At 71.4% G+C, this 26,945-nt stretch carries 25 protein-coding genes; 14 read left to right on the top strand and 11 right to left on the bottom strand.

All coding sequences use genetic code 11. The features are described 5' to 3' along the window. Positions 1–47: 47 nt before the first annotated feature. Both GLX30_RS32320 and GLX30_RS32315 read right to left on the bottom strand, forming a co-directional pair. On the bottom strand, positions 48–1,709 hold the full coding sequence (locus GLX30_RS32320) for a SpoIIE family protein phosphatase (protein WP_159695369.1): 1,662 nt from the start codon (positions 1,707–1,709) through the stop codon (positions 48–50). Positions 1,710–1,936: 227 nt separating this feature from the next. After that, positions 1,937–3,031, bottom strand: coding sequence for an AraC family transcriptional regulator (locus tag GLX30_RS32315; protein WP_159694465.1), 1,095 nt, complete (start codon positions 3,029–3,031; stop codon positions 1,937–1,939). A gap of 173 nt (positions 3,032–3,204) precedes the next feature. On the opposite strand from GLX30_RS32315, the gene GLX30_RS32310 reads away from it, so the two are divergent. Beyond that, complete coding sequence (locus GLX30_RS32310) at positions 3,205–5,283, top strand: neutral/alkaline ceramidase (RefSeq protein ID WP_159694464.1); 2,079 nt, start codon at positions 3,205–3,207, stop codon at positions 5,281–5,283. A gap of 172 nt (positions 5,284–5,455) precedes the next feature. Beyond that, the gene (locus GLX30_RS32305) at positions 5,456–6,376 is read left to right on the top strand and encodes a glutamate ABC transporter substrate-binding protein (protein ID WP_159694463.1); all 921 of its coding nucleotides are present in this window, start codon (positions 5,456–5,458) and stop codon (positions 6,374–6,376) included. Between the two features lie 93 nt (positions 6,377–6,469). On the opposite strand, the gene GLX30_RS32300 is transcribed toward GLX30_RS32305, so the two are convergent. The 5 genes from GLX30_RS32300 to GLX30_RS32285 form a co-directional block, all read right to left on the bottom strand. Beyond that, the gene (locus GLX30_RS32300; RefSeq protein ID WP_159694462.1) at positions 6,470–6,898 is read right to left on the bottom strand and encodes a pyridoxamine 5'-phosphate oxidase family protein; all 429 of its coding nucleotides are present in this window, start codon (positions 6,896–6,898) and stop codon (positions 6,470–6,472) included. A 220-nt stretch (positions 6,899–7,118) separates the two neighbouring features. Then, the gene (locus GLX30_RS32295; protein WP_159694461.1) at positions 7,119–9,338 is read right to left on the bottom strand and encodes an NADP-dependent isocitrate dehydrogenase; all 2,220 of its coding nucleotides are present in this window, start codon (positions 9,336–9,338) and stop codon (positions 7,119–7,121) included. Between the two features lie 184 nt (positions 9,339–9,522). Beyond that, a complete protein-coding gene (locus tag GLX30_RS34500) occupies positions 9,523–9,675 on the bottom strand; it encodes a hypothetical protein (RefSeq protein WP_167306888.1) in 153 nt (50 codons plus the stop codon). A gap of 182 nt (positions 9,676–9,857) precedes the next feature. Further along, complete coding sequence (locus GLX30_RS32290; RefSeq protein WP_159694460.1) at positions 9,858–10,517, bottom strand: response regulator transcription factor; 660 nt, start codon at positions 10,515–10,517, stop codon at positions 9,858–9,860. Between the two features lie 2 nt (positions 10,518–10,519). Continuing rightward, complete coding sequence (locus GLX30_RS32285) at positions 10,520–11,521, bottom strand: HAMP domain-containing sensor histidine kinase (RefSeq protein ID WP_159694459.1); 1,002 nt, start codon at positions 11,519–11,521, stop codon at positions 10,520–10,522. 359 nt (positions 11,522–11,880) lie between these two features. Between GLX30_RS32285 and GLX30_RS32280 the strand changes: the two genes are divergently transcribed. The 5 genes from GLX30_RS32280 (at position 11,881) to GLX30_RS32260 (ending at position 14,987) form a co-directional block, all read left to right on the top strand. Continuing rightward, entirely contained in the window at positions 11,881–12,207 is a 327-nt protein-coding gene (locus tag GLX30_RS32280; protein ID WP_159694458.1) for a TraR/DksA C4-type zinc finger protein, read from the top strand. A 49-nt stretch (positions 12,208–12,256) separates the two neighbouring features. Next, positions 12,257–12,619: a hypothetical protein gene (locus tag GLX30_RS32275; protein ID WP_159694457.1), complete on the top strand. Its 363-nt coding sequence runs from the start codon at positions 12,257–12,259 to the stop codon at positions 12,617–12,619. Beyond that, the gene (locus GLX30_RS32270) at positions 12,616–13,440 is read left to right on the top strand and encodes a rod shape-determining protein (RefSeq protein ID WP_159694456.1); all 825 of its coding nucleotides are present in this window, start codon (positions 12,616–12,618) and stop codon (positions 13,438–13,440) included. The genes GLX30_RS32275 and GLX30_RS32270 overlap by 4 nt, the downstream gene beginning before the upstream one ends. Further along, positions 13,437–14,057, top strand: a complete 621-nt coding sequence (locus GLX30_RS32265) for a hypothetical protein (RefSeq protein WP_159694455.1) — start codon at positions 13,437–13,439, stop codon at positions 14,055–14,057. Before GLX30_RS32270 ends, GLX30_RS32265 begins: the two co-directional genes overlap by 4 nt. A gap of 303 nt (positions 14,058–14,360) precedes the next feature. Continuing rightward, positions 14,361–14,987, top strand: a complete 627-nt coding sequence (locus tag GLX30_RS32260; protein ID WP_244258357.1) for a PepSY domain-containing protein — start codon at positions 14,361–14,363, stop codon at positions 14,985–14,987. Positions 14,988–15,066: 79 nt separating this feature from the next. Here the strand turns inward: GLX30_RS32260 and GLX30_RS32255 are convergent, their stop codons facing one another. Continuing rightward, on the bottom strand, positions 15,067–16,563 hold the full coding sequence (locus GLX30_RS32255; protein WP_159694453.1) for a SulP family inorganic anion transporter: 1,497 nt from the start codon (positions 16,561–16,563) through the stop codon (positions 15,067–15,069). 385 nt (positions 16,564–16,948) lie between these two features. Between GLX30_RS32255 and GLX30_RS32250 the strand changes: the two genes are divergently transcribed. From GLX30_RS32250 to GLX30_RS32235, 4 genes are all read left to right on the top strand, one after another. Then, positions 16,949–17,350 (top strand): MerR family transcriptional regulator, encoded by a 402-nt coding sequence (locus tag GLX30_RS32250; RefSeq protein WP_159694452.1) that lies wholly within the window; start codon positions 16,949–16,951, stop codon positions 17,348–17,350. Positions 17,351–17,462: 112 nt separating this feature from the next. Beyond that, positions 17,463–18,665 carry a serine hydrolase gene (locus GLX30_RS32245; protein ID WP_159694451.1) on the top strand — a complete coding sequence of 401 codons (1,203 nt, stop codon included), beginning with the start codon at positions 17,463–17,465 and terminating at the stop codon, positions 18,663–18,665. 64 nt (positions 18,666–18,729) lie between these two features. Next, the gene (locus tag GLX30_RS32240; RefSeq protein WP_159694450.1) at positions 18,730–19,083 is read left to right on the top strand and encodes a hypothetical protein; all 354 of its coding nucleotides are present in this window, start codon (positions 18,730–18,732) and stop codon (positions 19,081–19,083) included. A 45-nt stretch (positions 19,084–19,128) separates the two neighbouring features. After that, a complete protein-coding gene (locus GLX30_RS32235) occupies positions 19,129–19,917 on the top strand; it encodes a DNA-formamidopyrimidine glycosylase family protein (RefSeq protein ID WP_159694449.1) in 789 nt (262 codons plus the stop codon). Between the two features lie 70 nt (positions 19,918–19,987). Here GLX30_RS32235 and GLX30_RS32230 read toward each other — a convergent pair whose 3' ends face one another. Next, a complete protein-coding gene (locus GLX30_RS32230) occupies positions 19,988–21,433 on the bottom strand; it encodes an aldehyde dehydrogenase (NADP(+)) (protein WP_159695368.1) in 1,446 nt (481 codons plus the stop codon). 285 nt (positions 21,434–21,718) lie between these two features. On the opposite strand from GLX30_RS32230, the gene GLX30_RS32225 reads away from it, so the two are divergent. The 3 genes from GLX30_RS32225 to GLX30_RS32215 all read left to right on the top strand — a co-directional run bounded on the left by GLX30_RS32225 (position 21,719) and on the right by GLX30_RS32215 (position 25,002). Further along, positions 21,719–22,885, top strand: a complete 1,167-nt coding sequence (locus GLX30_RS32225; protein WP_159695367.1) for a mandelate racemase/muconate lactonizing enzyme family protein — start codon at positions 21,719–21,721, stop codon at positions 22,883–22,885. Beyond that, positions 22,882–23,928 carry an alcohol dehydrogenase catalytic domain-containing protein gene (locus GLX30_RS32220; RefSeq protein ID WP_159694448.1) on the top strand — a complete coding sequence of 349 codons (1,047 nt, stop codon included), beginning with the start codon at positions 22,882–22,884 and terminating at the stop codon, positions 23,926–23,928. Before GLX30_RS32225 ends, GLX30_RS32220 begins: the two co-directional genes overlap by 4 nt. Before the next feature lie 96 nt (positions 23,929–24,024). Next, positions 24,025–25,002: a hypothetical protein gene (locus GLX30_RS32215; protein WP_208545524.1), complete on the top strand. Its 978-nt coding sequence runs from the start codon at positions 24,025–24,027 to the stop codon at positions 25,000–25,002. A 77-nt stretch (positions 25,003–25,079) separates the two neighbouring features. On the opposite strand, the gene GLX30_RS32210 is transcribed toward GLX30_RS32215, so the two are convergent. After that, entirely contained in the window at positions 25,080–26,069 is a 990-nt protein-coding gene (locus GLX30_RS32210) for an arabinan endo-1,5-alpha-L-arabinosidase (RefSeq protein ID WP_159694447.1), read from the bottom strand. A gap of 53 nt (positions 26,070–26,122) precedes the next feature. Continuing rightward, on the bottom strand, positions 26,123–26,926 hold the full coding sequence (locus GLX30_RS32205) for a carbohydrate ABC transporter permease (protein WP_244258528.1): 804 nt from the start codon (positions 26,924–26,926) through the stop codon (positions 26,123–26,125). Positions 26,927–26,945 lie beyond the last annotated feature (19 nt).

Here is a 26,945-nt window from a genome sequence, read left to right as displayed (position 1 = left end):
GCCGGGGCCCGTCGTGGTTCCACCTAGGGCACAGGAGCGGCACCCGGTCAGGCAGGCGGCACGATGTCCTGCTCCGCCCAGACGACCTTGCCCTCCGAGGTCCGGCAGGAACCCCAGCGCCGGCAGAGCATGTTGATGAGCTGGAGCCCGCGGCCGCCTTCGTCGTTGAGCGTCGCGTGCTGGATGAGCGGCAGGTCGGGGCCGGTGTCGGACACCTCGACGACGAGCCTTTCGTGGCGCAGCAGACGCAGCTGTCCCGGTCCGCCGCCGTAGCGCAGGGCGTTGCCGACCAGTTCGCTGACCACCAGTTCGGTGGTGTCGGCGAGGCCGTCGAGATCCCATCCGGCCAGTTGTTCCCCCACGAGCCGGCGGGCCGCGGACGCGGCGGTGGCGTCGGCGGGCAGCGGCCAGACCGCCACGTTCTCGCCGGCGCGGGCGTCGTGGGCCGTGGCGACGAGCATGACCGCTTCGTCGAAGCGTTGGGCCGGTCCCCAGTCGCCGGACAGCAGGCCGCAGGAATCGAGTACGGCGGGGGCGGCGCCCGACGCGGCCTTGCGCAGCCGTGCGAGCTGCGCGTCGATGTCGTCCGCGCGGCTCTTGACCAGACCGTCGGTGTACAGCATCAGGCGGCTCGCGGCGGGCAGGGTCACCTTCGCGGGGTCGTAGGGGATGACACCGGCGCCCAGCGGGGCTCCCACCGGTACGTCGAGGTAGTCGGCGTTGCCCGCCGCGTCGACGAGCAGAGGCGGCGGGTGGCCGGCCGTGGCGATGGTGCACACGCCGGTGGCGGGGTCGTACACCGCGCACAGGCAGGTGGCGACCTGGTCGTCCTCGAGGTCGCGGGCCGCGAGGTCCATCCGGGCGAGGACCCGCTCCGGGACGATGTCCAGGGCGAGCAGGGTGCGGGCGATGGCGCGCAGCCGGCCCATGGTGGCCACGGCGGCGAGCCCGTGTCCCATGACGTCGCCCACGACGAGGGCGGTCCGCCCGCCCGGCAGCGCCATCACGTCGTACCAGTCGCCGCCGACGCCGCTCGCGTCGGCGGTCGGGGCGTAGTCGGCGCACACGTCGAGCCCGGGGGTCCGCGGGGTGGTGCGCGGCAGGAGGTTGCGCTGGAGGCTGACGACGTGTTCCCGCTCCCGCTTGTACAGGCGAGCGTTGTCGACGAAGACGGCGGCCCTGGAGGCCAGTTGCATGGCGAGCGCGAGATCCGTCCGGGAGAACGGCGGTCTGCGGCCCGCCCGTACGAAGTCGGCGACGCCCAGCAGTACTCCGCGGGCGATCAGTGGAACCACCATGTAGCTGTGCACCCCGGCCGCGCGCATCTTCTCCGCGGCCCGTGCGGTGGGCGCCACCCGCGCGAAGTCCTCCCGGGCGAGCCGGCTCATGAGCACGGGCTGCCGGCGCATCAGGGCGTCGACCGCGACCGTGTCCTTGTTGACCGAGGTCAGTTCGCCCACGGGGTCGGGCTCGAGCTCCATGAGTTCGGGAACGGCGGCGACGGCGATGGCCCGCATGACGGGCCGCTCCCCCGCCCTGCCCGCTTGGACGTGCTCGCCCCGCAGCGCGGACTCCAGCAGGTCGATGGCCGCACCGTCGGCGAGCCGGGGCACGACGAAGTCGGCGAGCTCCTGCGCCGTCCGTTCCAGGTCGAGCGTGGTGCCGATCCCGGTACTGGCGTGACTGAGCCATTCGAGGCGGTTGTGCATGGTGAACCGCTCGGCCAGAGAGGCCGCCCGGCGGCGCAGCGCCGGTACTCCGGTCCGCCGCCCCCATCCCGGATGTCTCACCGCACCGCCTTCCCTGCCGTCACTGGATCAAGTATGGGGCGGGTGGCTCCTGTGCGCCCCCGGGCCGCGGTGTCCCATCCGGATCCGGGGGCGGGCGGCGCCCGCGGGCGGCCGTACGGACCGGACAGTACGGAGCAACGGTCGGCTCACTGCCTGCGGGCCGCTGATCCCCTCAGCGCGGACGGGCTGGTGCCGAACCAGCGGGCCACCGCCCGGCGCAGGGTCCTGGCGTCGCTGAAGCCGAGCACGGCCGCGATCCGGTGCAGCGGGAGGTCGCTGGTCGTCATCAGTTCCTCCGCCCGTACGAGCCGGACGGAGTCGACGAGCGCCTCGTAGCTGGTGCCGTCCTCCGCCAGTCTTCTGCGCAGCGTCCGCTCGCTCATGCCGCGTGCCAGGGCCTGCTGGGCGAGCGGGGGGACGTGCGGAAGGCCACGGGCGACGGACACCTCCAGTCCCTGCACCAGGTCCTGCCGCTCCCTGCGCCGCGTGCGTGCCGCGTCGAGGAGCTCGACGACCTGGGCGAGGGTGTAGGCGTCGGCACCCGGCAGCGGGCTGTTCAGGCACGTCGACCCGAAGACGATGCGGTCGTCCGGTGCGCCGAAGGTGACGGGGCAGCGGAAGTACCGTTCGTACTCGTGGCCGTACGGCGGGCGGGCGTGCTGCACGGCGAGGGAGTGCGGTGCGAACTCCTCGTGCCAGGCGTCCCTGATCAGGGCGACGATGCTGCCGAACGCCTCTTCGAGGAGGAAGGCCCGCAGGCCGGAGTCGGTGTATCGGGCGGTAGCGAGGACGGCTGCGCCGTCCGGCACCGGTGCCATGCGGTAGTCGAGCATGGAACCGGTGACTCCGTGGTGGCGGACGCCGAGCCGGAGGGCGTCGTGGAGGGTCGGGCTCGCCTGGAGGCCGAGGCCGACCAGCCCCCACGCGGTGACCCGCTGACGGCGGCCGACGGCGAGGCCGAGGGCGGGATCGCCGAGGTCCCGCATCGCCTCCCTGATCACGGAGCTGCCCTGGCGGTAGGACACCCGCTGGCCGACCGCGCAGAGGGCGGCCTCGCTCAGGCCCGCACGGCGCAGGGAAGGGCCGAGGTCGTGCCCTCGTTCCGCCGCCACGAGGGTGAGGTAGCGCAGGAGATGGGGCGTGATGGTGGCGGACCCGTACCGCGGGTCCAGTCGCGCGATGAGCGGAGCGCCGGCCTGCCGACGGGTGTCCTCGTCGGGTACCGGTTCGTGCGACGGCATCGGCCCACCTCCGGGCGGCCACTGTAGGGATTCCGGCCGCGGGAGGACAGACCCGGTGGCCGCTGAAGTCCCGTTACTGGCCGGTTCGGTCCTCTCCCCCGGCCACCCACCGCCCTTACCGTCGGTCACACCAGTCACCGACCGGTTCCGGTATCCGGCACGAGGGAGAAGGCATGCGGTTCCCCACAACCAGCCGAAAGGCGCTCTCCCTGCTGCTCGCGGGGTCGCTCGGGGCCCTGGCCCTGGCGGCCGTGCCGGGAGCGGCACCGGCCGGCGCGGCACCGGCGTCCGGCACGGCGGCGCCCGAACCCACGACGTACCTCGTCGGCCGGGGCATCTCCGATGTCACCGGCGAGGCCGCCGAGGTGGGCATGATGGGTTACTCGAGCTTCGAGCAGAAGGCGTCCGGCATCCATCAGCGGCAGCGCTCCCGGGCGTTCATCGTCGCCGACCTGACCGGCGGGAAGCGGGTCGTCTACGTCAACGCCGATCTGGCCATGATCTTCCAGTCCGTGCAGCAGGGGGTCATCGCCGGACTGAAGGCGCGTTACGGCTCGCTCTACAGCGAACAGAACGTGCTGCTGTCCGCGACCCACACGCACGCCGGGTCGGGCGGCCACTCGCACCACCTCGCGTACAACCTGGCCTCGCTCGGCTTCCAGAAGGAGACCTACCGGGCGATCGTCGACGGGATCGTCGAGTCGGTGGCCGAGGCCCATGAGGACCTCGCACCGGGCACGATCACGCTCGGCAGGGGCGAGTTGACCGACGCGAGCGTCAACCGGTCGAGGACGGCCTTCGAGAGGAACCCGGCCGGCGACAAGGCGGTCTTCCCCGGCGCGATCGACCCGGCGATGACGGTGCTGCGCTTCCGGCAGGGCGACCGCGACATCGGCGCCATCAGCTGGTTCGCCACCCACAACACGTCGCTCACCAACAAGAACACGCTGCTCAGCCCGGACAACAAGGGCTACGCGGCCTACGAGTGGGAGCACGACGACCAGGGCGTGCGCTACCTGGAGAACAAGGAGGGCTTCGTCGCGGCGTTCCCCAACACCAACGCCGGCGACATGTCGCCCAATCTGAATCTCAGGCCGGGCTCGGGCCCGACCGAGGACGAGTTCGAGAACACCCGGATCATCGGTGACCGGCAGTTCCGCAAGGCACAGGAGATCTACGACGACGCCGCCGTCCCGCTCAGCGGCGGTGTCGACTCCCGGATGCGGTTCGTGAACATGGAGCAGGTGACCGTCGACGGGAAGTACACCCCCGACGGCAAGGAGCACCGCACCTGCCCGGCCATGGTGGGCGCCTCGACGCTCGCGGGCAGCGTGGAGGACGGGCCCGCGATCCCCGGCTTCACGGAGGGCATGAACAGCCCGGTGGCGAAGCTGCTGGAGCCCTTCGACATCGACCCGCCCGAGTGGCTGGTGAGCTGCCAGTACCCGAAGGCGAACCTGGTGCCCACCGGCCTGGTCAACGCGGCGACGCCGACGACGCCCACGGTCCTGCCGGTGCAGATCGTCAAGATCGGCCAGTTCTACCTGGTGGCCGGCCCGGCCGAGTACACGATCGTCTCCGGCCTGCGCATCCGCCGTACGGTCGCCCAGGAGCTGGGCGTACCGCTGGAGAACGTGCTGATGCAGGGCTACGCGGGCGCCTACAGCCAGTACGTGACCACGCCGGAGGAGTACGACCTCCAGCAGTACGAGGGCGGCTCGACGCTCTACGGCCGGTACACACTGCCCGCCTACCAGCAGGAGTTCGCCTCGCTCGCGGCCTCACTGCGGGACGGCACCACCATCGACCGCGGCCCCGCGCCGGCCGACCACTCGGATCGTCAGACGTCCTTGCAGACCGGTGTGGTGATGGACAACCCGCCGATGGGGCGGAAGTTCGGCGACGTGCTGGCCGAGCCGGCCGGGGCGTACGGGCGGGGGGCCGCCGTCACCGCCGAGTTCGTGACCGGGCACCCGAAGAACAACTTGCGCCGCGGTGGCACGTTCCTCGAGGTGCAGCAGCTGGTGGACGGCCGGTGGGTCCGCCGGCTGGACGACGGCGACTGGGACACCACGTACCGCTGGGTGCGGCTGAACGGCGTGACCGGCACGTCCAAGGCGGTCGTCACGTGGAAGGTGGCCGCGGGGACGCCGGCAGGGACGTACCGGATCGTGCACTTCGGTGACTCGAAGAGCCTGTTCGGCACGATCAGCGGTTTCAGCGGGGCCACCCGGCCCTTCACGGTGGGCTGAACCGCACCCGCGGGCGCGACATGCGGCCCGATCGCCGGAGCGCGCCCGCGGGCGCGGGCGGGTACGCCCGACCGTATCCGGAATGTGATGCTCAAGTTCAGCTCAGATGTAATGACACTCGGACCATCGACTCCTTACTCTCCTCGCAAAATCGAGTGAAGGATGTCGCACCATGAAGGCCTACAAGTCCGCCGCCGCGGCGATCACCGTGCTCGCGGTCGCCCTCACCGCAACCGCGTGCGGCGGCGACTCCGAGAGCGCCGGTGACGGTCCCACCCAGCAGGCGAAAGCCGAGGACCTGCCGAAGCTGCCCACCTACAAGGTCGCCACGGGTGTCGACATCGACTCGCCGACGCTGGAGAAGGCGCAGAAGGCCGGAAAGCTCGTCATCGGCGCCAAGAACGACCAGCCCTTCCTCGGTTTCGAGGACGAGAAGGGCAACCGGTCCGGCTTCGACATCGAGATCGCCAAGATGATCGCCGCGGACCTCGGCTTCTCCGCCGACAAGATCGAGTTCAAGACGGTGGACACCGGCGTCCGCGAGGCGGCCATCTCGAACGGAGAGGTCGATCTGTACGTCGGGACGTACACGATGAACGAGGAGCGGAAGAAGAAGGTCGCCTTCGCCGGCCCGTACTACATGGCGGGTGCCGACCTCCTGATCCGCGAGAACGACCGGACGATCGCGGGACCGTTCTCGCTGGAGGGCAAGACGGTCTGCTCGGCCAAGGGCTCGACCGCGCTCCGTGAGATCAAGAAGCCCGAGTACAACACCCGGACGGTCGAGACGGCCAAGTACACCGAGTGCGTCAAGCAGTTGCTCGAGGGCAAGGTCGACGCCGTCACCACCGACGACGCGATACTCAAGGGCTACGCCGCCCAGCACGCGGGCAAGTTGAAGGTCGTCGGCCAGCCGTTCACGGAGGAGCCGTACGGCATCGGCATGGCCAAGGACGACGAGGCCCTGCGCGACGCCGTCTCCGACGCGCTCCAGGCGCACGACGAGAACGGCGACTACAAGCTGGCGTACGACGCGACGCTCGGTCTGTCCGGCTCCCACTACGTGGGACCGCCGATGGTCCAGCGGGACTGACCGCACACACGGCGAACGGCCGCGGCGGGCGGCGCCTGAGGGCGCCGCCCGCCGCGGCCGTTCATGTCACGCCTCGCCGAGGCGCCGCCCGCGTCACGCCTCGCCGAGGTCCGAGCTGATCCAGCGCTGCGGGCGCATCCGGATGATCATCTGCTCGCCGTGCTCCTTCCAGGCGAAGTCGACATAGGCGTCGACCTTCGCGGGATCGAGATAGCGGGCGGAGATCTCCACGAGATGCTCCCGGGTGGCGGGGACGCTCTCGACGACCGGTCCCTCGACCGAGACATAGCGGACCGTCGGCTCGACACGGTCGACCATCAGCGTGAAGCGGCCGGCGGCCTCGATCGCCTTCGCCTTACGGGAGTCGCGGGCGGTCATGACCCAGATGTCGCCGCCCGGTTCGTACTGGTACCAGATCGGCACCGTCAGGGGCGCCCTGCCGTCCTCCCCCGCGTCGACCGCCAGCGCGGCGACGAGCGGCTCTGCCAGGAACTTCTCTCGGTCCTCACGGCTGAGTGCCACGGTGACTCCTTTGTGCGTCCACGGTCGGCCGCCGTTCCGGGCCGTGCCCGGCCGGCATTTCCTTGACGTCAACTGCCGTGCGGCGCCGCCGTGTTCCCGTGTTCGCCTGTTCCCGTGCACGCGGGCTCGTGTGTTCCCCGCGGACGCAGGCCGCCCCGGCCGGGCACGAGTGCCGGCCGGGGCGGATGCGCGGGTGGCGGACGGTTCGCCGGCCGCCGTGTCAGCCCAGGATCGCCAGAGCCTGGTTGAAGGTCTTCGACGGACGCATGACCGCCGCGGCCTTCTTCTCGTCGGGACGGAAGTAGCCGCCGATGTCGGCCGGCGAACCCTGCACCGCGATCAGCTCGTCGACGATGGTCCGCTCCTGCTCACCGAGCGCCTTGGCCAGGTCCGCGAAGGCCTCCGCGAGCTGCGCGTCCTCGGACTGCCGGGCCAGCTCCTGGGCCCAGTACAGGGCGAGGTAGAAGTGGCTGCCGCGGTTGTCGATGCCGCCGAGTTTGCGGCTGGGCGACTTGTCCTCGTTGAGGAAGGTGCCGGTGGCGCGGTCGAGCGTGTCGGCGAGGACCTTGGCGCGGGCGTTGCCCGTGGTCGTCGCGAGGTGCTCGAAGCTGACGGCCAGCGCGAGGAACTCGCCGAGGCTGTCCCAGCGCAGGTAGTTCTCCTTCACGAGCTGCTGGACGTGCTTCGGGGCGGAACCGCCGGCGCCCGTCTCGAACAGTCCGCCGCCGTTCATCAGCGGGACGACCGAGAGCATCTTGGCGCTGGTGCCGAGCTCCAGGATCGGGAACAGGTCGGTCAGGTAGTCGCGCAGCACGTTGCCGGTGACGGAGATGGTGTCCTCGCCGCGGCGGATGCGCTCCAGGGAGAACGCGGTCGCCTCGACCGGCGACATGATCTCGATCTGAAGGCCGTCGGTGTCGTGCTCGGCCAGGTACGTCCGGACCTTCTCGATCAGCCGGGCGTCGTGCGCGCGGCTCTCGTCGAGCCAGAAGACGGCCGGGACGCCGGTCGCGCGGGCGCGGGTGACGGCGAGCTTCACCCAGTCCTTGATGGGCGCGTCCTTGGTCTGGCACATGCGGAAGATGTCGCCGGCGCTGACGGCCTGCTCCAGCACGGCGTTGCCGGCGGTGTCGACGACCCGCACGGTGCCTGTGACCGGGATCTCGAACGTCTTGTCGTGGCTGCCGTACTCCTCGGCCTTCTGCGCCATCAGACCGACGTTCGGGACCGAGCCCATGGTGGACGGGTCGAAGGCGCCGTTGGCACGGCAGTCGTCGATGACGACCTGGTAGACACCCGCGTAGCTGCTGTCCGGCAGGACGGCGACGGTGTCCGCCTCCTGGCCGTCCGGGCCCCACATGTGTCCGGAGGTGCGGATCATCGCCGGCATGGAGGCGTCGACGATGACGTCGCTCGGTACGTGCAGGTTGGTGATGCCGCGGTCGGAGTCGACCATGGCGAGGGCCGGGCCCTCGTTCAGCTCGGCGTCGAAGGACGCCTTGATCTCGGCGCCGTCGGCCAGCGACTCGAGGCCCTTATAAATGCCGCCGAGGCCGTCGTTCGGGGTGAGGCCGGCCTTGGCGAGGGACTCTCCGTACCGGGCGAACGTCTTCGGGAAGAAGGCGCGCACCACGTGGCCGAAGATGATCGGGTCGGAGACCTTCATCATCGTGGCCTTCAGGTGCACGGAGAACAGCACACCCTCGGCCTTGGCGCGGGCGACCTGCTCGGTGAGGAACTCGCGCAGGGCGGCGACGCGCATCACGGAGGCGTCGACGACCTCACCGGTGAGCACGGGCACCGACTCACGCAGCACGGTGGTGGAGCCGTCGTCGCCCTTGAGCTCGATGCGAAGCGAACCGGCGTCACCCATCACCGCGGACTTCTCGGTGGAGCGGAAGTCGTCGGCGGACATCGTGGCGACGTTCGTCTTCGACTCGGGGGTCCAGGCGCCCATGCGGTGCGGGTGCGCCTTGGCGTAGTTCTTCACCGACGCCGGGGCACGGCGGTCGGAGTTGCCCTCACGCAGGACCGGGTTGACGGCGCTGCCCTTGACCTTGTCGTAACGGGCGCGGATGTCGCGCTCCTCGTCGGTCTTCGGGTCGTCCGGGTAGTCCGGCAGCGCGTAGCCCTGCTCCTGGAGCTCGGCGACGGCAGCCTTCAGCTGCGGGATCGAGGCCGAGATGTTGGGCAGCTTGATGATGTTCGCCTCGGGCGTCTTGGCCAGGGCCCCGAGCTCCGCGAGCGCGTCGTCGATGCGCTGTCCCTCGGCGAGGTACTCGGGGAACTGCGAGATGATCCGTCCCGAGAGCGAGATGTCACGGGTCTCCACGGTGACACCGGCGGTCGATGCGTACGCCTGGATCACAGGCAGGAACGAGTACGTCGCCAGGGCGGGCGCCTCGTCAGTGTGCGTATAAATGATGGTCGAGTCAGTCACCGGGTGCTCCGCTCTCCACGTCTGCAACATTGCTCGACATCAAGATATCCCGTGATCGCTCGCGCCTCGACAGTGCCCTGCCGTGCGGCCCGGCCGGCGGCCGGTGCGGGGGTCAGGGGGCGGTGGCGCACGTCACCGGCGGGCCTGGAGCGTGCGGGGCCCGCCGGCGCTCGGCCGGCGCGGGCTAGCGGCCGGCCAGCACGTCGCTGAAGTCCATGACCCGGCCCATCTCCCGCAGGGTCTCCTCGGCGGTCCGCCGGGCCTCGGCCGGAACGTCGCCGCGCTCCTCCACCAGGTCCGCGTAGATCGGTGCCTCGGTACGGTCTGCGGAACTCATCTCGAACAGGGTCCTTTCACAGGGGTCGCCTCGTGCCGCGCCGACCGCGGCCGAGAGCAGTGACCGAGTGTAGGAGGTGGGGTCGGCGACGATGTCGGCGGCCCTTCCTCCCCGTCCCGGCGCCCCTCCGGGGCTCCCGGGCCGGGACGCCGGGCGCGAGCCGCGTCAAGGCTCGAGGCGCGTCAGGGTTCGATGAGGCCGGCCCTGATCGCGTAGCGGGTCAGGTCCAGGCGGTCCCGCAGGCCGAGCTTGCGCAACAGGTTCGCGCGATGGCGCTGAACGGTCTTGACACTGATGAACAGGGTCTCCGCGATGTCCTTGGAGGACTGGCCCTCCGCGACGAGCTTGAGGACCTCCTCCTCGCGCGCGGTGAGGATCTGGTCCGGCGTCTCCTGGCCCTGGCGGACCCGGTCCAGGTAGTTGCGGATCAGAGCGGTGACCGCGCCCGGGTACAGGAACGGCTCCCCGCGCATCGCGGCCCGGCACGCCGCCAGCAGGTCCCGGTCGGCGACGGACTTCAGAACGTATCCGCAGGCCCCGGCCTTGAGCGCCTGGAAGAAGTACTGCTCGTTGTCGTACATCGTCAGCATGAGGATGCGGAGTTGGGGCTGCAGCGCCGCGAGTTCACGGGCGGCCTGGAGACCGGTCATGCGGGGCATGGCGATGTCGAGGACGGCCAGGTCGACGGCGTGGCTGCGGGCCATGGCGATCGCCTCCGCGCCGTCACCGGCCTCCGCGACGACCCGGAGGCCGGGCTCACCGTCGAGGATCAGCCGCACGCCGCGCCGCACCAGGGCGTGGTCGTCGGCGAGCAGGATGCGGATCTCGTCCGGCTCGGGCACGGCTACGCCACCTCCTTCCCGGCACGCGCCGTGCCGGCGGACTCCGCCGGCACGGGGGCGGAGTCGTCGGGCACGGAGAGGGACACCCGGGTGCCGCCCGCGCCGCCCGGCGCGATGTCGAGGGTGGCGCCGATCAGCAGGGCACGTTCCCGCATGCCGCGAATCCCCGCGCCCTCGCGGGCGAGGCCGGTACCGCGGCCGTCGTCGGCGATGCTCAGCACGACCGCGCCGGGTGTGCGGCGCACGGCGAGCCGGACGTGCTCCGCCTCCGCGTGACGCGCGATGTTGGTCAGGCCTTCCTGGGCGACGCGGTAGAGCACCAGTTCCGTCTCGCATGCGAGCGCCGGGAGCCCGGGGTCGAAGTCGCACTCGATGCGCAGCCCGGTGTGGGTGGCGAAGTCGGCGCTCAGCGCGGTGAGCGCGCTGACCATGCCGAGGTCCTCCAGCACACCGGGCCGCAGCCGGCGGGCCAGCCTGCGCACCTCGTCGAGGCTTTCGCGGGTGGTCTCCTGCGCCTGCCGCACCTCGGCCCTCAGGTGCTCCGGGGACCGGTCGGCGACACGTTTCAGCGCGAGCAGCACCGCGGTCATGCTCTGGCCCACCTCGTCGTGGAGTTCCTGCGCGATACGGCGGCGTTCCGCCTCCTGCGCCGACAGCGCGCGGGCGCTGCTGGTGGCGCGTTCGGTCTCCAGCCGCTCCAGCATGTCGTTGAAGGTGCTGATCAGTTCGGCTACGCCGCCCTGCCCGGGCGGCCCCGGCAGCCGCTGGCCGGGGCGGAGCAGGTCGACGGTGGTCATGAGCCGGGTGAGCCGCTCCAGCGGAGCCAGTCCGATGCGCAGCAGGGCCGCGTTGGCGACCAGCATCACCACCAGGCCGCCCACCAGGATGACGGCCTCCGTGAGCAGCACCGGGACCGAGACGGTCACCGGCGCCCACAGCAGCAGCGCCGTCGCCAGGCCGAGGACCAGCGCGTTGAGGGCGAAAATCCGCCAGAACAGCGACACGGCGTACCGGACCTCCACAGTTTTCGCGGTGTGCCACCCACTATGGGTCACCGCCGGGTGCGGCTCGCACCCGGGTCTGCCTGCCTGCCGCCCCCCGGAGCGCGTGTCGATCGCCGGCGGCAGCCGTCCGCGCCGGTCATCGGGCTCGCGGCCCCGCACCGCCTGCACTGCCGGCCCCCCGGTAAATGGGTGCTGGGACCGATGGTGCGGGCCCGGCGCACCGGCGATGGTTGCGGCATGAACCCTTCGCCCTCCCGCCGACCGGCGGGAGCAGGGGTTCCGCCGGCGGGAGCACCGGGTCCGCGAGCACACCGCGACGGGACTCCACGGCGTTCGACTCCCTCGGAAGGACTCCTCTCATGTCGCTCGACGCGGCCCGCTCCGACTCCCTTCCCGAACGTCTCACCACCCACGAGGTCGGTCAGCGCCTCCAGCACGAGCGCAACTCCCGCCTCACGCAGCTCGAGGCGATCGAGCAGGAGGGGAACGACGCGCCGCGGGAGCTGATGATCGCTCAGAAGACTTCGATCCAGCGGGTGCTGACGGAGATCGACGCGGCCTTCGCGCGGCTCGGCGCCGGCGGATACGGACTCTGCCAGGAGTGCAGGCGGCCGATCCCCGTCGAGCGGCTGGAGATCCTGCCCTACGCCCGCTGCTGCGTCGGCTGCCAGCGCCGGGCGTCGTGACGGGCGGGGCTCCCGGTCCTGTCCTTCGTGCACCTGGAGGGGTGACTTCGTGAACCACCGGATCGCCGACGCCGCCGCGCCGCTCTCCGCCGACGACCTTGCGGCGCTGCGCGCAAGCCTGAAGGAACAACGTACTTTCCGTCTGGAGCAGTTGGAGCGGTTCACCCGCCCGTCGCGGGCCGGTGACGCGCTCCGCCGGCGGTCGGCCTCGCAGCTCGAGGTCCAGGTGAAGCTCAGCGCGTCGGCCCGCATGGTCCTGTCCGACGTGGAGGCCGCACTGGAACGCATGGACCAGGGCCGTTACGGCCTCTGCCACGTGTGCGCGCGCCCCATTTCCCTGGAGCGCCTCACCGTCGTGCCGCAGGCCCGCTACTGCGGGCGCTGCCCGCGGGGCGGGGAGGCCGGACGGTGACCGGCTTCGGTGCCCGGCCCGGCGGGCGCCGTCGAACGGCCGGGCCGGTGTGCCGGATCTGCCCGCGCTTCGCCATCGACATCGGCAGTTCCCGCACCCGGGCCTGGTCCCCGGGCCGCGGTGTCATCCTCGACGTCCCTACGGTGACGTTCCCGGGCGCCGATGCCCTGTACCCCGTCCGGCGCGGTGACATCGTCGACCCCGAGGGCGCTGCCCGGATGCTCGAGCGTCTGTTCCGGCGCCGTGTGTCCGGCTTCAGCCGCCCGCTGGTCGTCGTCACCACACCGGTGCTCGGCGGGCCCCGCTTCCGCAGCGCGGTTCTCACCGCGCTCGAGGTGCTGCATCCCCGTACGGTCCTGACCGTCCCCACCGCGAAGGCGATCGCGCTGGGAGCGGGCGCGGACCTGGGCCGGCCGCTGCTCGTCGCGGACATCGGCGCGCATGTCACGGAGGTCGCGCTGCTCTGCGACGGCGAGGTGACGGACGCGTACCGTACGGCGCTGGGAACCGGCGACATCGGCGGCTCCGTCACCTTCCGCGACATCACGGGCGCGGTCGTCGCCATGGTCACCGACATGCTGCGGCTCGACGAGTCCGAGCAGACCGTGGACGCCCTGGGGCGGGGTCTCCTCCTGGCGGGAGGCGGTGCGCTACGGCCGGAGTTCACCTACGACCTCACCGGGCAGTTGCGGGTCCCCGTCCAGCCGGTCCCCGCACCGCACACGGCGGCGCTGAGAGGGGCCTCCCACGTCCTGGAGTCGGCCCACCGCCACCCCGCGACCCATGCGGAGGAGCATGCACCGGAACGGGGGACGACATGACCGCCCCGGAACCGCGGGCGCAGCCGCCGCCCGTGCGGGCGCGCGCGGGGCTGTGGCGGTGGCGGCGCAGCCCCTTGCGCCGCCGCTCCGACGTGTTGCAGGCGTGGACCGGGCTGGTACTGGCTCTGGCGGTGCCGGCGGCGGCGCCCACGGTGACGGTGATCGTGCACAACTCCGTCCACGGTTCGCTGCGGGCGGACGCCGCGGCGGACGCCCGCTCGCGGGCTCCCGTCGACGCCGTGCTGGTGCGGGACGCTCCCCGTCATCCGGAACCCGGCTCCGAAGAGGCCCGGTACACCTTCTACCCGGTCGAGGTCCGCTTCTTCGGCCCCGACGGGCGGCCGCGTACCGGAGAGGCCGACGTCCGGCCCGGTCTGTCCGCCGGCAGCACCGTCCGCGTCTGGCGCGACACCGAGTGGCGGCTGACCGATCCGCCCATGGCGGCGGGTGAGATCCGCAGCCGTGCGCTGGGGTGGGCGGCCACGGCGGGCGTGGCGGTCGCCCTCATCGGCGCGGGCGCCTACGGCGTGGCGGCGCTGGCGCTGGACAGACGGCGGGACGCCGGGTGGGAGAGGGCCTGGGCCGACACCGCCCCTCGGTGGACGACATCGGCATGACGACCGGGCCGGGTGAGCGGCCGATGGACACGGACCCGTCCGGATGCGCGGGGGCACCGGCGGACGCGGACCCACCCTTGCGGGGTCCCGTCGAGGAAGCCCGGAGCTGTGGGCCTCCGCCGGTGGGCGGACGCGATCGGGTGATCTTCCCGGCAGCCCGTGTCTCCCGTGGGACCAGGGGTTACGCGTGGCGACATGAAAGTAAAGACTCATGCTCTTCGCCTCAGGGCCGCACTTCCCGCGTGTCTCATCGCATGCTCGGCTCTGCTCCTGACCGCCTGTGGCAGCGACAAGGGGGGCGAGGTGAGTGCGGCGGCCGCACCGAGCGGCAGCCCCACGGGTACGTCGAGTCCCACCGGCACGGCGAGCCCGACCGGCTCCCCCAACCCCACAAGCACCGCCACCGACGACCAGGCCGAGCGCCGCGCTCTGGTCCCGGCCGCCAAGGTCACCTGGGACAAGGCGGCCGACACGGCCGTCGGCGAGGTGGCGGGCAGCAAGCTGGTCGAGATCGAGCTCACCCGCGCGGAGGCCGGCAGCACCGCCAGTCCCGCGAGCCCCGCACCGAGCCCGGGCGGCCCCGAGTGGGCCGCCGAGGTCGCCACCCAGGACGGCACCCGCCACACCGTCCGCGTCGACGCCGTTTCCGGCCGGGTGATCCAGTCGCAGCCCGACACCGAGCAGGACGCCGGGGACAAGCAGGAGACCGCCGACCTGCTCGGCAAGGCGAAGCTGACGGCCGAGCAGGCGGCGAAGACCGCGACCGGCCGTGAACAGGGCACCGTCAGCGCCGTACAGCTGGACAGCGACGACGCAGGCAAGGTGATCTGGTCGGTCGACGTCGTCAACCGGAACAACTGGTACCTGACGACCTTCGACGTCGACGCGGTGAGCGGCGGGATCCTGCGCGAGGAGGTCGACAGCGACTGACGCCTCCGTACGCGGGCGCAGGAACGACAGCGCCCCTGCCCGCGGTCCGAGGACCGCGGGCAGGGGCGCTGCGCTGGGCTCAGTGCCCGGCGCCGAGCCGGCCGGCGAGCCTGTCGTGCATCTCGGCGCTGGGCCTGTTCAGCCCGACGATCGTGACCTTCTTGCCGCGCTGCGCGTACTTGCTCCCGATCGCGTCCAGAGCTGCGACCGAGGACGCGTCCCAGATGTGGGCGTCGGTGAGGTCGATGACCACGTCGTCCGGGTCGTCCTTGTAGTCGAAGCGGTGGACGATGTCGTTCGAGGAGGCGAAGAAGAGCTCGCCGGTGACCGCGTAGACGGCCTGCTTGCCGTCCGGGTCGACCACGCCGGTCACCTCCGCGAGATGCGCCACCCGCCTGGCGAAGATCACCATCGCGGTGACCGATCCGAGAACGACACCGATGGCGAGGTTGTGGGTGGCGACCACGGCGGTGACGGTGACGACCATGACGGTCGTCTCGCCCAGCGGCATCCGCTTCAGCGTCTTCGGGCTGATCGAGTGCCAGTCGAACGTGGCGGCCGACACCATGATCATGACGGCGACCAGTGCGGCCATCGGGATGTCGGAGACGACCGGCCCGAAGACCACGCACAGCACCATCAGGAAGGCACCGGCCAGGAAGGTGGACAGCCGGGTGCGGGCACCGGAGACCTTCACGTTGATCATGGTCTGGCCGATCATGGCGCAGCCGCCCATACCGCCGAAGAAGCCGGTGACGACATTGGCCACGCCTTGGCCGATGGACTCCCGGGTCTTGCTGGAACGGGTGTCGGTGAGGTCGTCGACGAGTTTGGCCGTCATCAGCGACTCCATCAGGCCGACCAGGGCGAAGGCGTACGGCGCGATCGTCGACAGCGTCTCCATGGTGAACGGCACATCGGGCAGGCCCGGCACCGGCAGCGACGAAGGAAGCGCGCCCTTGTCGCCCACGTCGGGCACCGCGATACCGGCGCCGACGGTGATGACGGTCAGGACGACGATGGAGACCAGCGGCGCCGGAACGACCTTGGTGATCCTCGGGAAGAGCACCATGAGCACCAGGCCGGCGGCGATCAGCGGATAGACGGCCCACGGGACGTCTCGCATCTCCGGCACCTGCGCCATGAAGATCAGGATCGCCAGGGAGTTGACGAAGCCGACCATGACGCTGCGCGGCACGAACCGCATCAGTTTCGCCACGCCCAGGGCGCCGAGCACGATCTGGAAGAGTCCGCCGAGGATCACGGCGGCGACGAGATGGCCGAGACCGTACTGCTGGTTGAGCGGCGCGATGACCAGAGCGATCGCCCCGGTGGCGGCGGAGATCATGGCCTTGCGTCCGCCGACGACCGAGATCACCACGGCCATCGTGAACGACGCGAACAGGCCGACGGCCGGGTCGACCCCCGCGATGATGGAGAAGGAGATGGCCTCGGGGATCAGTGCCAGCGCCACCACCAGGCCGGCCAGCACCTCGGTCCTGAAGACCTTCGGTGAGGCGAGCCAGTCGGGCGCGGACATGCGCAGCCGGCGTCCTTCGGACAGCGAAGAAGACATGCAACCGTTCCTGTTCGGGCGCATACGTCCATCCACGGAACACACGCGCTGAGTGCGACCCCACCCGAGTCCGGTGCGGAGTCTCCGCCGGCCGAGGCCCCAGGGGCCTGCCGGACGGAGGGGCAGCTGCCGCGGCTGCCGGTCGGGCATCATTGCCCGCAAGTCTGTGGTCCGCGCCGCGCTGACACCTCGGCGGGGCGGCCCTCGCCATGCACGGCACGGGTCGGGCGCTCTGCCCGGAACCATACCCTGACGTGAGAGGAGAGTTCGAGCCGCCGCTGGTGAATCGCAGGCCACCGGCGGGCGGCCCCTAGGATTCGAGCTCGTATTCTGGATCACGTCGAACCATCGAAACGTGGCGTGAGGCAGAGGAGACGGCAGGGCGATGGCTGAGCGCCAGATGCAGATCGGCGAGGTGGCGGAGCGGACCGGCTTGTCGCTGCGGACGATCCGCCACTACGAGGAGGTCGGCCTCGTCATCCCTTCCGCACGCAGCAAGGGCGGCTTCCGCCTCTACACCGAGGCCGACGTCGAGCGGCTGATGGTCATCCGCCGGATGAAGCCGCTGGACTTCTCCCTCGACGAGATGCGGGACCTGCTGGAGATCACCGACCGCATCGCGGACAGGAAGGACCCGCCGGCCGCCGAGGAGCGGGAACACCTCCACGCCCGCCTGGACTCCTACCGGCAGGTCGCCGACGCCCGCTGCGAGAAGCTGCGCGCCCAACTGGTGGCCGCCGAGGACTTCGCGGCGACGCTCAGGCGGCGGATGGACGCCGCGAGGTAGTTCCTGGAGCACGGATAGATGGGCAAGGGCAGCGCCCGCCCGTCACCGGTGCCCTTCCGCCGGTCGGCTCAGCAGACCTGCGCGTCCGGTTGCCCGTTCCTACGCTGGCCGAATGATCATCAGATTTACTGCACGGCTGGCCTTTTGCTGCGCGACGGCCGTCGCCGCCGGCGCACTCGGCCTGCTACCGGCCTCCGCCGCGCAGGCCGAACCCACGCCTCGACCCGCCTCCGCCGACGCGTCACCGCTGCACCGGCCGGGCACCCATGTCGGGCCTCTCAACGGGGCCCCCGACCTCCCCGAAGACGTTTCCGCCCTGTCGTGGCTGGTGGCCGACGCGGACACCGGCGACGTGCTCGCCGCCCACGACGCGCACCGCCGCCTGCCGCCCGCCAGCACCATCAAGACGCTTTTCGCCCTCACCGCGCTTCCGCGTCTGGCGGACGCCCCGCCGCACACGGTCACCGATGAGGAACTCGCAGGAGTGGGTGAGGGCAGCAGCCTGGTCGGCATCGCGCCCGGACGTACGTACACACAGGACGACCTGTGGCGAGGCGTCTTCCTGAGCTCCGGCAACGACGCCGTGCGCGTCCTCGCCGAGATGAACGGCGGCTGGGCCGCCACGGCCGAGAAGATGCAGGCCAAAGCCCGTGCCTTGGGCGCGTTCGACACGCACGTGGTCTCCCCCGACGGCTACGACGAACCCGGGCAGGTCTCCTCCGCCTTCGATCTGGCGGTGTTCGGGCGGGCCGGCCTGACGGACCGGCAGTTCGCGTCGTACGCGTCCACCGTCGACGCTGCTTTTCCCGGGGGCACCCGCGACGACGGCAGCCCCACCTGGACGTACGGCATCAGGAACACCAACCGGCTACTGACCGGCGCGGACGGGGTGGAGCGCTACCCGGGGATCATCGGCGTGAAGAACGGCTACACCTCCAACGCCGGCAACACGCTGGTCGCCGCCGCCCGCCGGGACGGACGCACCCTGGTGGTGACGGTGATGAACCCGCAGTCGGGCGGTGGTCACGCCGTCTACGAGGAGGCCCGCTCGCTCCTCGACTGGGGCTTCGCCGCGGCCGGCAGTGCCGAACCCGTCGGGTCGCTGGAGCCGCCGGCCGCACAGAAGGCCCCGCCGGCCGGCCCCGGCCCCGTCACCCGGGCCGCCGCGCCGCCCGCTCGGGCCGCGGACCCGGCGGAGACCGGCACCGGCATCGCGTACGCATGGCTGGGCGGGTTCGTGGGCGCATGCGGCGTGGCCACGGTCCTCATCCTGCGGACGCGTCGCAGGCAGCGCCCGCCGGGGTGGGGTTCCTGATGCTCCGGCAGTTGCCGCCCCACGGGCGTCTGTCCGCCGTTCCACCTGGGCGTAGGCTCGGTACATGGGTGACCTGCCGCCGCTGCTGGTGTTCACCGGCTGCCTCGCCGCGATCATGGGGTTCTTCGTCCGGATCGCGGCCCACGTCCGCCGCCGCGGCCTCGCCGGTGCGGCCGTCCGGGCGGCTCTGGCCTCGCACGACGAGGCGTTCCGGGTGACCGCCCATGAGTCGTACTACGAGATCCGGGCGCAGGCGGATCGCCAGGGGCAGGCCCTGTCGCCCGACGGCCGGTGGACGCCGGACCGGGACGGCGCAAAGCCTGCCGGCTCGGGAAGCCGGCGACCGCGAGGGGCACGGCAGCGCCGTCGGCTGCGCGATTTCCGACGGTTCGCCGGAGGTCCCGGGCGCGGTCGCTGACCCTGGCGCACCGGCGCCGGACGGACGAGACGGTCGGAGGATGCCGTGCCCGAACTGCCCGATGTGGAAGGGTTCCGGGAGGTGCTGGCCTCCTGTGCGCAGGGCAAGCGGATCGAACGGGTCGCGGTGCACGACGCCGGGGTGCTGCACGGCGTCACCGTCGCGCGACTGCGCCGGGCCCTTGAGGGCCGCCGGTTCGCCGAACCGGCCCGGCACGGGAAGTGGCTGCTGGCACGCACCGACGGGCCCACCCTCATGATGCACTTCGGCATGACCGGACGACTGGTGTGCTGCCGGCCGGGCGACCCGCCGGACGCGCACGACCGGGTCGTCCTCACTCTGGGCCGTGAGGAAGTGCGCTTCCGCGATCAGCGCAAGCTGCAGGGCCTGTGGCTCGCCGACGACCCCGACGCCGATGTGGCACGCATCCTGCACGACCAGGGCCCGGACGCGCTGTCGGTGGACCGGGCCGCGTTCGGGGAACTGCTCTCCAGGCGGCGCGGCCGCGTCAAGGCGGCCCTCACCGACCAGTCCGTGCTGGCCGGACTGGGCAATCTGCTTGCCGACGAGATCCTGTGGCGCGCCGGCCTGTGTCCCACCCGCCGGGCGGACCGGCTCGACGACGACGAGCTCAGGCGGCTGCACACCGAGATGCGCCGCACGCTGCGTTCGTCGGTGCGTGCCGGACGCGTTCCGCCGCGGAAGTCCTGGCTCACCGGCCGCCGTGACGACAGCGACCCCACATGTCCGCGGTGCGACGGGCCGCTGAGCCGTGCACGCGTCGGCGGACGCGGCACGGTGTGGTGTCCGCGCTGCCAGCCGGACGGTTCCTGATCCGCCCGACGGTGCGGCACGGCGCATGGGCGCTGTGCCGCACCGGCGATCACGGTGCCGGCGGTACGGGTCAGCGTTGCGGGCGGCCGTTCACGCGCCGGGGAAGTCCGAGCGGGTTGTCGTCACGCAGTTCCGGCGGGAGCAGGGCCTGGGGGGTGCTCTGGTAGGCGACCGGGCGGAGCCAGCGCTCGATCGCGGTGGCGCCCACGGAGGTGGAGGTGGAGGTGGTCGCCGGATAAGGGCCCCCGTGGTGCTGGGCCGGGGCCACCGCGACACCGGTCGGCCAGCCGTTGACCAGGACCCGGCCGGCCAGCGGCGTCAGCCGGCCCAGCCACTCACCACCCCGGCCCTCACCACGACTCTCCGCCGTGGACAGATGCACCGTCGCGGTCAAATTGCCCGGCACCCGCGCCAGCACCGCATCCACCTGAGCCTCCTGCCGGTAACGGGCCACCACCGTCACCGGACCGAAACACTCCTCCAACAGCACATCATGCGCACCCGGCCCCGTCAGCCGATCCGCCGGCACGGTCATGAACCCCGCCCGCACCCCCCGCTCACCCTCCCCACCCGGCTCCACCGGACACTCCACATCCACCAGCGCCGCCCGCTGTGCCACCCCCGCCACGAACGAGTCCCGCATCCGCCCGTCCAGCAACACCCCCACCGGCGCCTGCGCCACCACCCCCGCAAGCGCCTCCACCAACCGGTCCCCCTCCCCCGACGCCGGCACCAGCACCAACCCCGGCTTCACACAGAACTGCCCCACCCCCAACGTCATCGACCCCCCAAGACCCGCACCGATCTCCTCCGCCCGCTCCGCAGCAGCCCCCTCCGTCACCACCACCGGATTGAGCGACCCCAACTCCCCATGGAACGGAATCGGCACCGGCCGCCCCGCCGCCGCATCGAACAACGCCCGCCCACCCCGCACCGACCCCGTGAACCCCGCCCCCGCCACCAGCGGATGCGCCACCAACGCCACCCCCGCCTCGAAACCGTGCACCAACCCCACCACACCCTCCGGCAGACCCCACCGAACCGCAGCCCGCCGCAACACCCCCGCCACCCGCTCCGACAACCCCGGATGATCCGGATGCGCCTTCACCACCACCGGACACCCCGCCGCCAACGCACTCGCCGTGTCCCCACCCGCCACCGAGAACGCGAACGGAAAATTCGACGCCGCATACACCGCCACCACACCCAACGGCACCTTGAACCGCCGCAGATCCGGCACCGGCGGAACCGCCCCCGCATCAGGATGATCAATGATCACCCCCAGGAACGACCCCTCCTCCACCACCTCCGCAAACGCCCGCAACTGATAACACGTCCGCGCCAACTCACCACGCAACCGCACCCCACCCAACGCCGTCTCCGCGTCCGCCACCTCCACCAACGAAGCCGACGACTCCTCCAGCAGATCCGCCGCCCCCCGCAAGAACCCCACCCGCACCCCACGATCCACCAACGAACCCCGCGCCTCCCACGCAGCCCGCACCACACCGTCCACCACCCCGCGGACGCCTCCACCCCCACCCGCTCCCACCGCTTCCCGCTACGAGGGTCGACACTCCAGACAGGCGTGGTAGTCACGTGCGTGCCTCCAAGACGATGAGTGTCCGAATGTTCGATATTTCGGACAACGTTCCTTATTTCGGACGGCTGCAGGCTATGCTTCTACGGATAAGCGGTCAAGCGCACCGGCACCCATTGACACGCGTTCGCCTACGTCCCTACTGTCGCGGCAGAATTTCGAACGCCTGTCGAAATATCGAACATGACTGGAGCAACTGCCTTGCGCATCACGGGAATCAGCACACATGTGATCGGCACGCCCTGGCGCAACCTCACCTACGTCCAGGTGCACACCGACGAGGGGCTCACCGGCATCGGGGAGACCCGCATGCTGGGCCACACCGACGCGCTGGTGGGCTATCTGCGCGAGGCCGAGGCCAACCACATCTCCGGATCCGACCCGTTCGCCGTCGAAGACCTCGTGCGCCGCATGAAGTACGGCGACTACGGTCGCGCCGGCGAGATCGTCATGTCCGGCATCGCGTGTGTGGAGATGGCGTGCTGGGACATCAAGGGCAAGGCCCTCGGCGTGCCCGTCTGGCAGCTGCTCGGCGGCAAGGTCCACGACCGTGTCAAGGCGTACGCCAACGGCTGGTACACCACCGAGCGGACCCCGGAGGCCTACCACAAGGCCGCGCGCACGGTCATGGAGCGCGGGTACCGCGCGTTGAAGATCGACCCGTTCGGGACCGGGCACTACGAGCTGTCCCACGAGGAGACGCTCTACTCCGTGTCGCTGATCGAGGCCGTGCGGGACGCCATCGGGCCGGACGCCGAGCTGATGCTCGAGATGCACGGCCGTTTCTCCCCCTCCACCGCCGTGCGCCTGGCGAACGAGCTGGCTCCATTCCGGCCGGCCTGGCTGGAGGAGCCGGTGCCGCCGGAGAACCTCAAAGCTCTGAAGAAGGTGGCGGAGAAGGTCGACATGCCCGTCGCCACCGGTGAGCGCATTCACGACCGCATCGAGTTCCGTGAGCTGTTCGAGTCGCAGGCCGCCGACATCCTCCAGCCGGACGTCGGCCACATCGGCGGCATCTGGGAGACCCGCAAGCTCGCCGCCACGGCGGAGACGCACTACATGCTCGTCGCACCCCACAACGTGGGCGGCCCCGTCCTGACCGCCGCGTCGCTTCAGGTCGGCTTCTCCACACCGAACTTCAAGGTGCTCGAGCACTTCAACGACTTCGCGGACGCCGAGATCAAGAAGGTCGTCAAGGGCGCCCCGCAGGTCGACCCCGAGACCGGTTGCTTCGAGCTCTCCCACGCGCCGGGGCTCGGAGTGGAGCTCGACACCGACGCAGCCGCCGAATTCCCGCAGCAGCAGGCCCGGTTCGACCTGTGGGCAGAGGGCTGGGAGAAGCGCGCCCCGAAGGGGAAGCAGTCGTGAGTCCCGAGCCGCCGGGCGCCGTCGGCTCGGCGGCCCCCTCGCGGGCGGTCGTGCTCGACGGCCCCGGCCGGTTCCGGCTGGCCGGTCACACCCCCCGCCGACCCGGCCCCGGCGAGGCCCAGGTCCGCGTCGCCGCCGTCGGCATCTGCGGCAGCGACCGGGAGGTGTTCCAGGGCAACCGGCCGGAGGGGTACGTCCGTTACCCCGTCACCCCGGGGCACGAGTGGTCGGGGACGGTCGCCGCCGTCGGGGACGGTGTGCCCGGCTCGCTCGTCGGCCGCAAGGTGGTCGGCGAGGGGTTCCGCAACTGCCAGGTGTGCGACCGCTGCCACGCCGGTGACACGACGCTGTGCGGCGCCGGGTACGAGGAGACGGGATTCACGCAGGCCGGAGCGATGGCCGCGACCCTCACCCTCCCGGCCCGGCTGCTCCACCCGCTGCCCGACGACGCCGATCTGACGGCCGCCGCTCTGCTCGAACCCGCCGCCTGCGTCGCCGCGGCGGCCCTCAAGGCGGACGTGCGGCCCGGCGAGCGGGTCGCCGTCGTGGGTACGGGCACGCTCGGCATGCTCGCCGCGCAGCTGCTCGCGGCCTGCTCCCCCGCCGCGGTGCTGATGATCGGCACCCGGCCGGACCGTGCCGCGCTCGCCCGTTCCTTCGGCGCGACGGAGTACCGCACGGTGGACGAACTGCCCCTGCCCGGCGAGTTCGACGTCGTCGTCGAGGCGGCCGGTTCGGCAACGGCCGCCCGTATGTCCGCCGGCCTGCTGCGGCGGGGCGGCCGTCTGGTGCTCACCGGCATCCCGGCGGCCGGCGCCGCCGGACTCGACCCGACCGATCTTGTGGTGCGCCAACTCGAGGTGCAGACCGTGTTCGGAGCGACTCCCGCGGCGTGGGCGCACGCGGTACGCGCCTTCGCCGCCGGGCTGCTCACCCCGCTGCCTCTGGTCACGCACGAGCTGTCGCTGGACGAGTTCGAGCGGGCCATCGGCCTGGTGGGATCGGGCGACCCCGAGGTCGGCAAGGTACTGCTGCACCCCTGAGACGAGGACGCCGGGCGGCGTGACCGCCGCCCGGCCCACACCCGCAGTCTCGAACGTTGTTCGTGATATCGAACCATTCTTCAGTCGAGGAGATCCATGTCCCCGTCCGCAATGCCTCGTTCAACGCCTCGCAGGCCCGGTGAACCCGCCCTCGCCGCCCTCGGGCTCGAGGGTCCGGCCCTCGACCCCGCCGACGCCTCCCCGCACTCCTTCCCCGACGGTGGCCGCTGGCGGGTGGAGATCCCCTCCGTGGAGGGCCCCGAGGCGCTGGCCGCGGTGCTCAAGGAGTCGACCCGGCTCGACGTTCCCGTACACCGCGTCAGCCAGGGCAGCGGCGTCTGGATGCTCGGCGACGACGAGATCACCGAGATGGTGGAGGCGACCGCCGAACGCGACATCGAACTCTGCCTGTTCACCGGACCGCGCGGCACCTGGGACATCGGCGGCTCCACCCGTACCGACTCGCGTGGCGGCGGGCTGCGCGCCCGGGGGCACGACGCGGTGGCCGGTTGTGTGGAGGACGCCGTCCGCGCCACCGAGCTGGGGGTGCGCTGTCTGCTCGTGGCCGACGAGGGGGTGCTGTGGACCCTGCACCGGGCGCGGTCGCGCGGTCTCCTGCCCGCCGGCACCACGCTGAAGGTCTCCGCGCTCATCGGTCCCGTCAACCCCGCCGCGTACGCCGTGTTCGAACGGCTCGGCGCCGATTCCCTCAATGTGCCCAGCGACCTGACGCTGGACCACCTCACCCAGATCCGCCGGGTCAGCGGGGCGCCGATGGACATGTACGTGGAGGCGCCGGACGACCTCGGCGGCTACATCCGTATGTACGAGATCGCCGAGCTGATCCGGCGCGGCGCCCCGCTCTACCTCAAGTTCGGCCTCTCCAAGGCCCCGTCGATCTATCCCTCCGGCCTGCACCTGAGGGAAACCGTCCTGAGCACCGCCCGTGAGCGGGTCCGCCGCGGCCGGCTCGTGCTCGACCTGCTGGCCCGGCACGGAGCCGACGACGTGATGTCGCCGCTCGGTTCGCGGCTGCCGGGCGCGCTGCGGCGCTTCGAGGACGCCGGGGTCTGAGGCAGCGCGAAGGCCGGGGGGCACCGATGGGTGCCCCCCGGCCTTCGCGCTGCGCGTGCCGGTCGGCAGAGGGCGGATCAGTAGACGGCAGGCCAGCCGCCGCCCCAGCCCAGCAGGTTGACCCCGAGCTTGGGGGTGCCGCCGTCCTGGCCGTCGTAGTAGTGGTAGACGAGCAGGTGGCCGTCCGCGTCCTTGATGACGGACTGCCCGCCCGGGCCGGTCACCCGGCCGTGGGACTCGAGGACGAGCGTGCCGCCGTTGTTCATCATCGGTACGCCGGCGCGGTCGGTGTAGGGCCCGGTGACCCGGCCCGCCCGGCCGACCTTGATCTTGTAGGTGGACGAGGTGCCGGCGCAGCAGGTGTCGTACGAGGCGAAGAGGTAGTAGAGGCCGTTGCGCTTGACCAGTTGCGGCGCCTCGACGGCGCGACTGCCAGTGGGACGGGAGGCGAGGGAGTACCGCGTCCTGTCGCCGGCGTGCTGCTGGCCCGTGCTCGGGTCGAGGCGGATCATCTTGATCCCGGTCCACCAGGAACCGAAGGTGAGCCACCAGGTTCCGTCGTCGTCGACGAACAGGTTCGGGTCGATGGCGTTGTGGTCGCTCGACGCGTCCGTGCTGTGCACGATGCCGCGGTCGGTCCAGCTTCCCGGCAGTCCGGTGGCGGACGTGGCGAAGCCGATCGCCGACGTGTTGGAGCCGAAGCGGGAGACGGCGTAGTACATCAGGTACGTGCCGCCGTGGTACGAGATGTCAGGGGCCCATGCCTCCGGTACGGAGGAGTAGCGGCCCCACCAGGAAGGCACGGTGGGGAACGCGGAGCCTCCGGCGCGGAAGGCGACCCGGTCGGTGGACGAGCGCATGGCCAGTCCGCCGCCGGTGGCGTAAAGAAGGTAGGTGCCGTCGGAACGACGGACCATGGTGGGGTCGTGCACGACGATGTCGCCGGTCACGTGCCCCGGCGCCGGGTAGGCGAGAGCCGTACCCGGAGCCAGGGCCGTCAGTGCGGCCAGGGGGATCGACACCAGTGCGCGTGCGAGCGGGCGGGGCAGGAGTGCTGTGCGGCTCATTGCGATGACTCCTTCGGACAACCGTACTGACGGGCCCGCTCTTCGGGCCCGTCCTACTGGCCGGCGAGACCCGTGTGCGCGATACCGCGCACGATCTGCCGCTGGAAGAGCATGAAGACGATCAGCAGTGGCAGTCCGGCGATCACGAGCGCCGCCATGATCTGGGCGTAGCGGACGCCGAACGAGGACTGGACGTTGACCAGGCCGACGGGGAGGGTCATACCGCCCGGGTCGGTGGTCACCAGGAACGGCCAGAGGAAGTTGTTCCAGGTGGAGATGAAGGTGAAGATCGCGACGGCGGCGAGCACCGGCCGGGACAGCGGCATCACGATCGTCCAGAACACCCGCCAGCGCCCGGCGCCGTCGACGAACGCGGCCTCCTCCAGCTCGCGGGGCACTCCCTCGAAGAACTTCACCAAAATGAAGACCATGGCGGGGACGGCGACCTGAGGCAGGATCACTCCCCAGTAGGTGTCGACGAGGCCGAGCTGCACCATCTCGGTGAACAGCGGGGCGATGAGCACCTGCGGCGGAACCATGATGCCGGCGAGCACCAGTCCGTAGAGCAGCTTGCGGCCGCGGAAGTCGGTGCGGGTGAAGCCGTACGCAGCCATCGCGCAGGTCAGGACCGTCAGTACGGTCGTCATGACGGAGACGTACGCCGAGTTCATCATCCAGCGCAGCAGGTCGCCGGACTCCCAGACCTTGCTGTACGCCTCGAACGTGATCCGCGAACCGAACCACTCGAGCGGGGTCTTCGTCGTCTCGCCCTCCGGCTTCAGCGAGGTGGCGACCGCCCAGGCGAGGGGGATCAGCCAGGCCACGGTGAGGACCAGGGCGACGACGAGCAGGGTGATCCTGCCCGCGCTCCAGCGG

The organism is Streptomyces sp. Tu 2975 (genome assembly GCF_009832925.1).
In the GTDB taxonomy this organism is placed as follows: Bacteria; Actinomycetota; Actinomycetes; order Streptomycetales; family Streptomycetaceae; genus Streptomyces.
The sequence above is the reverse complement of the archived record's forward strand: the minus strand, read 5'-3'. Positions and strand labels throughout refer to the sequence as shown.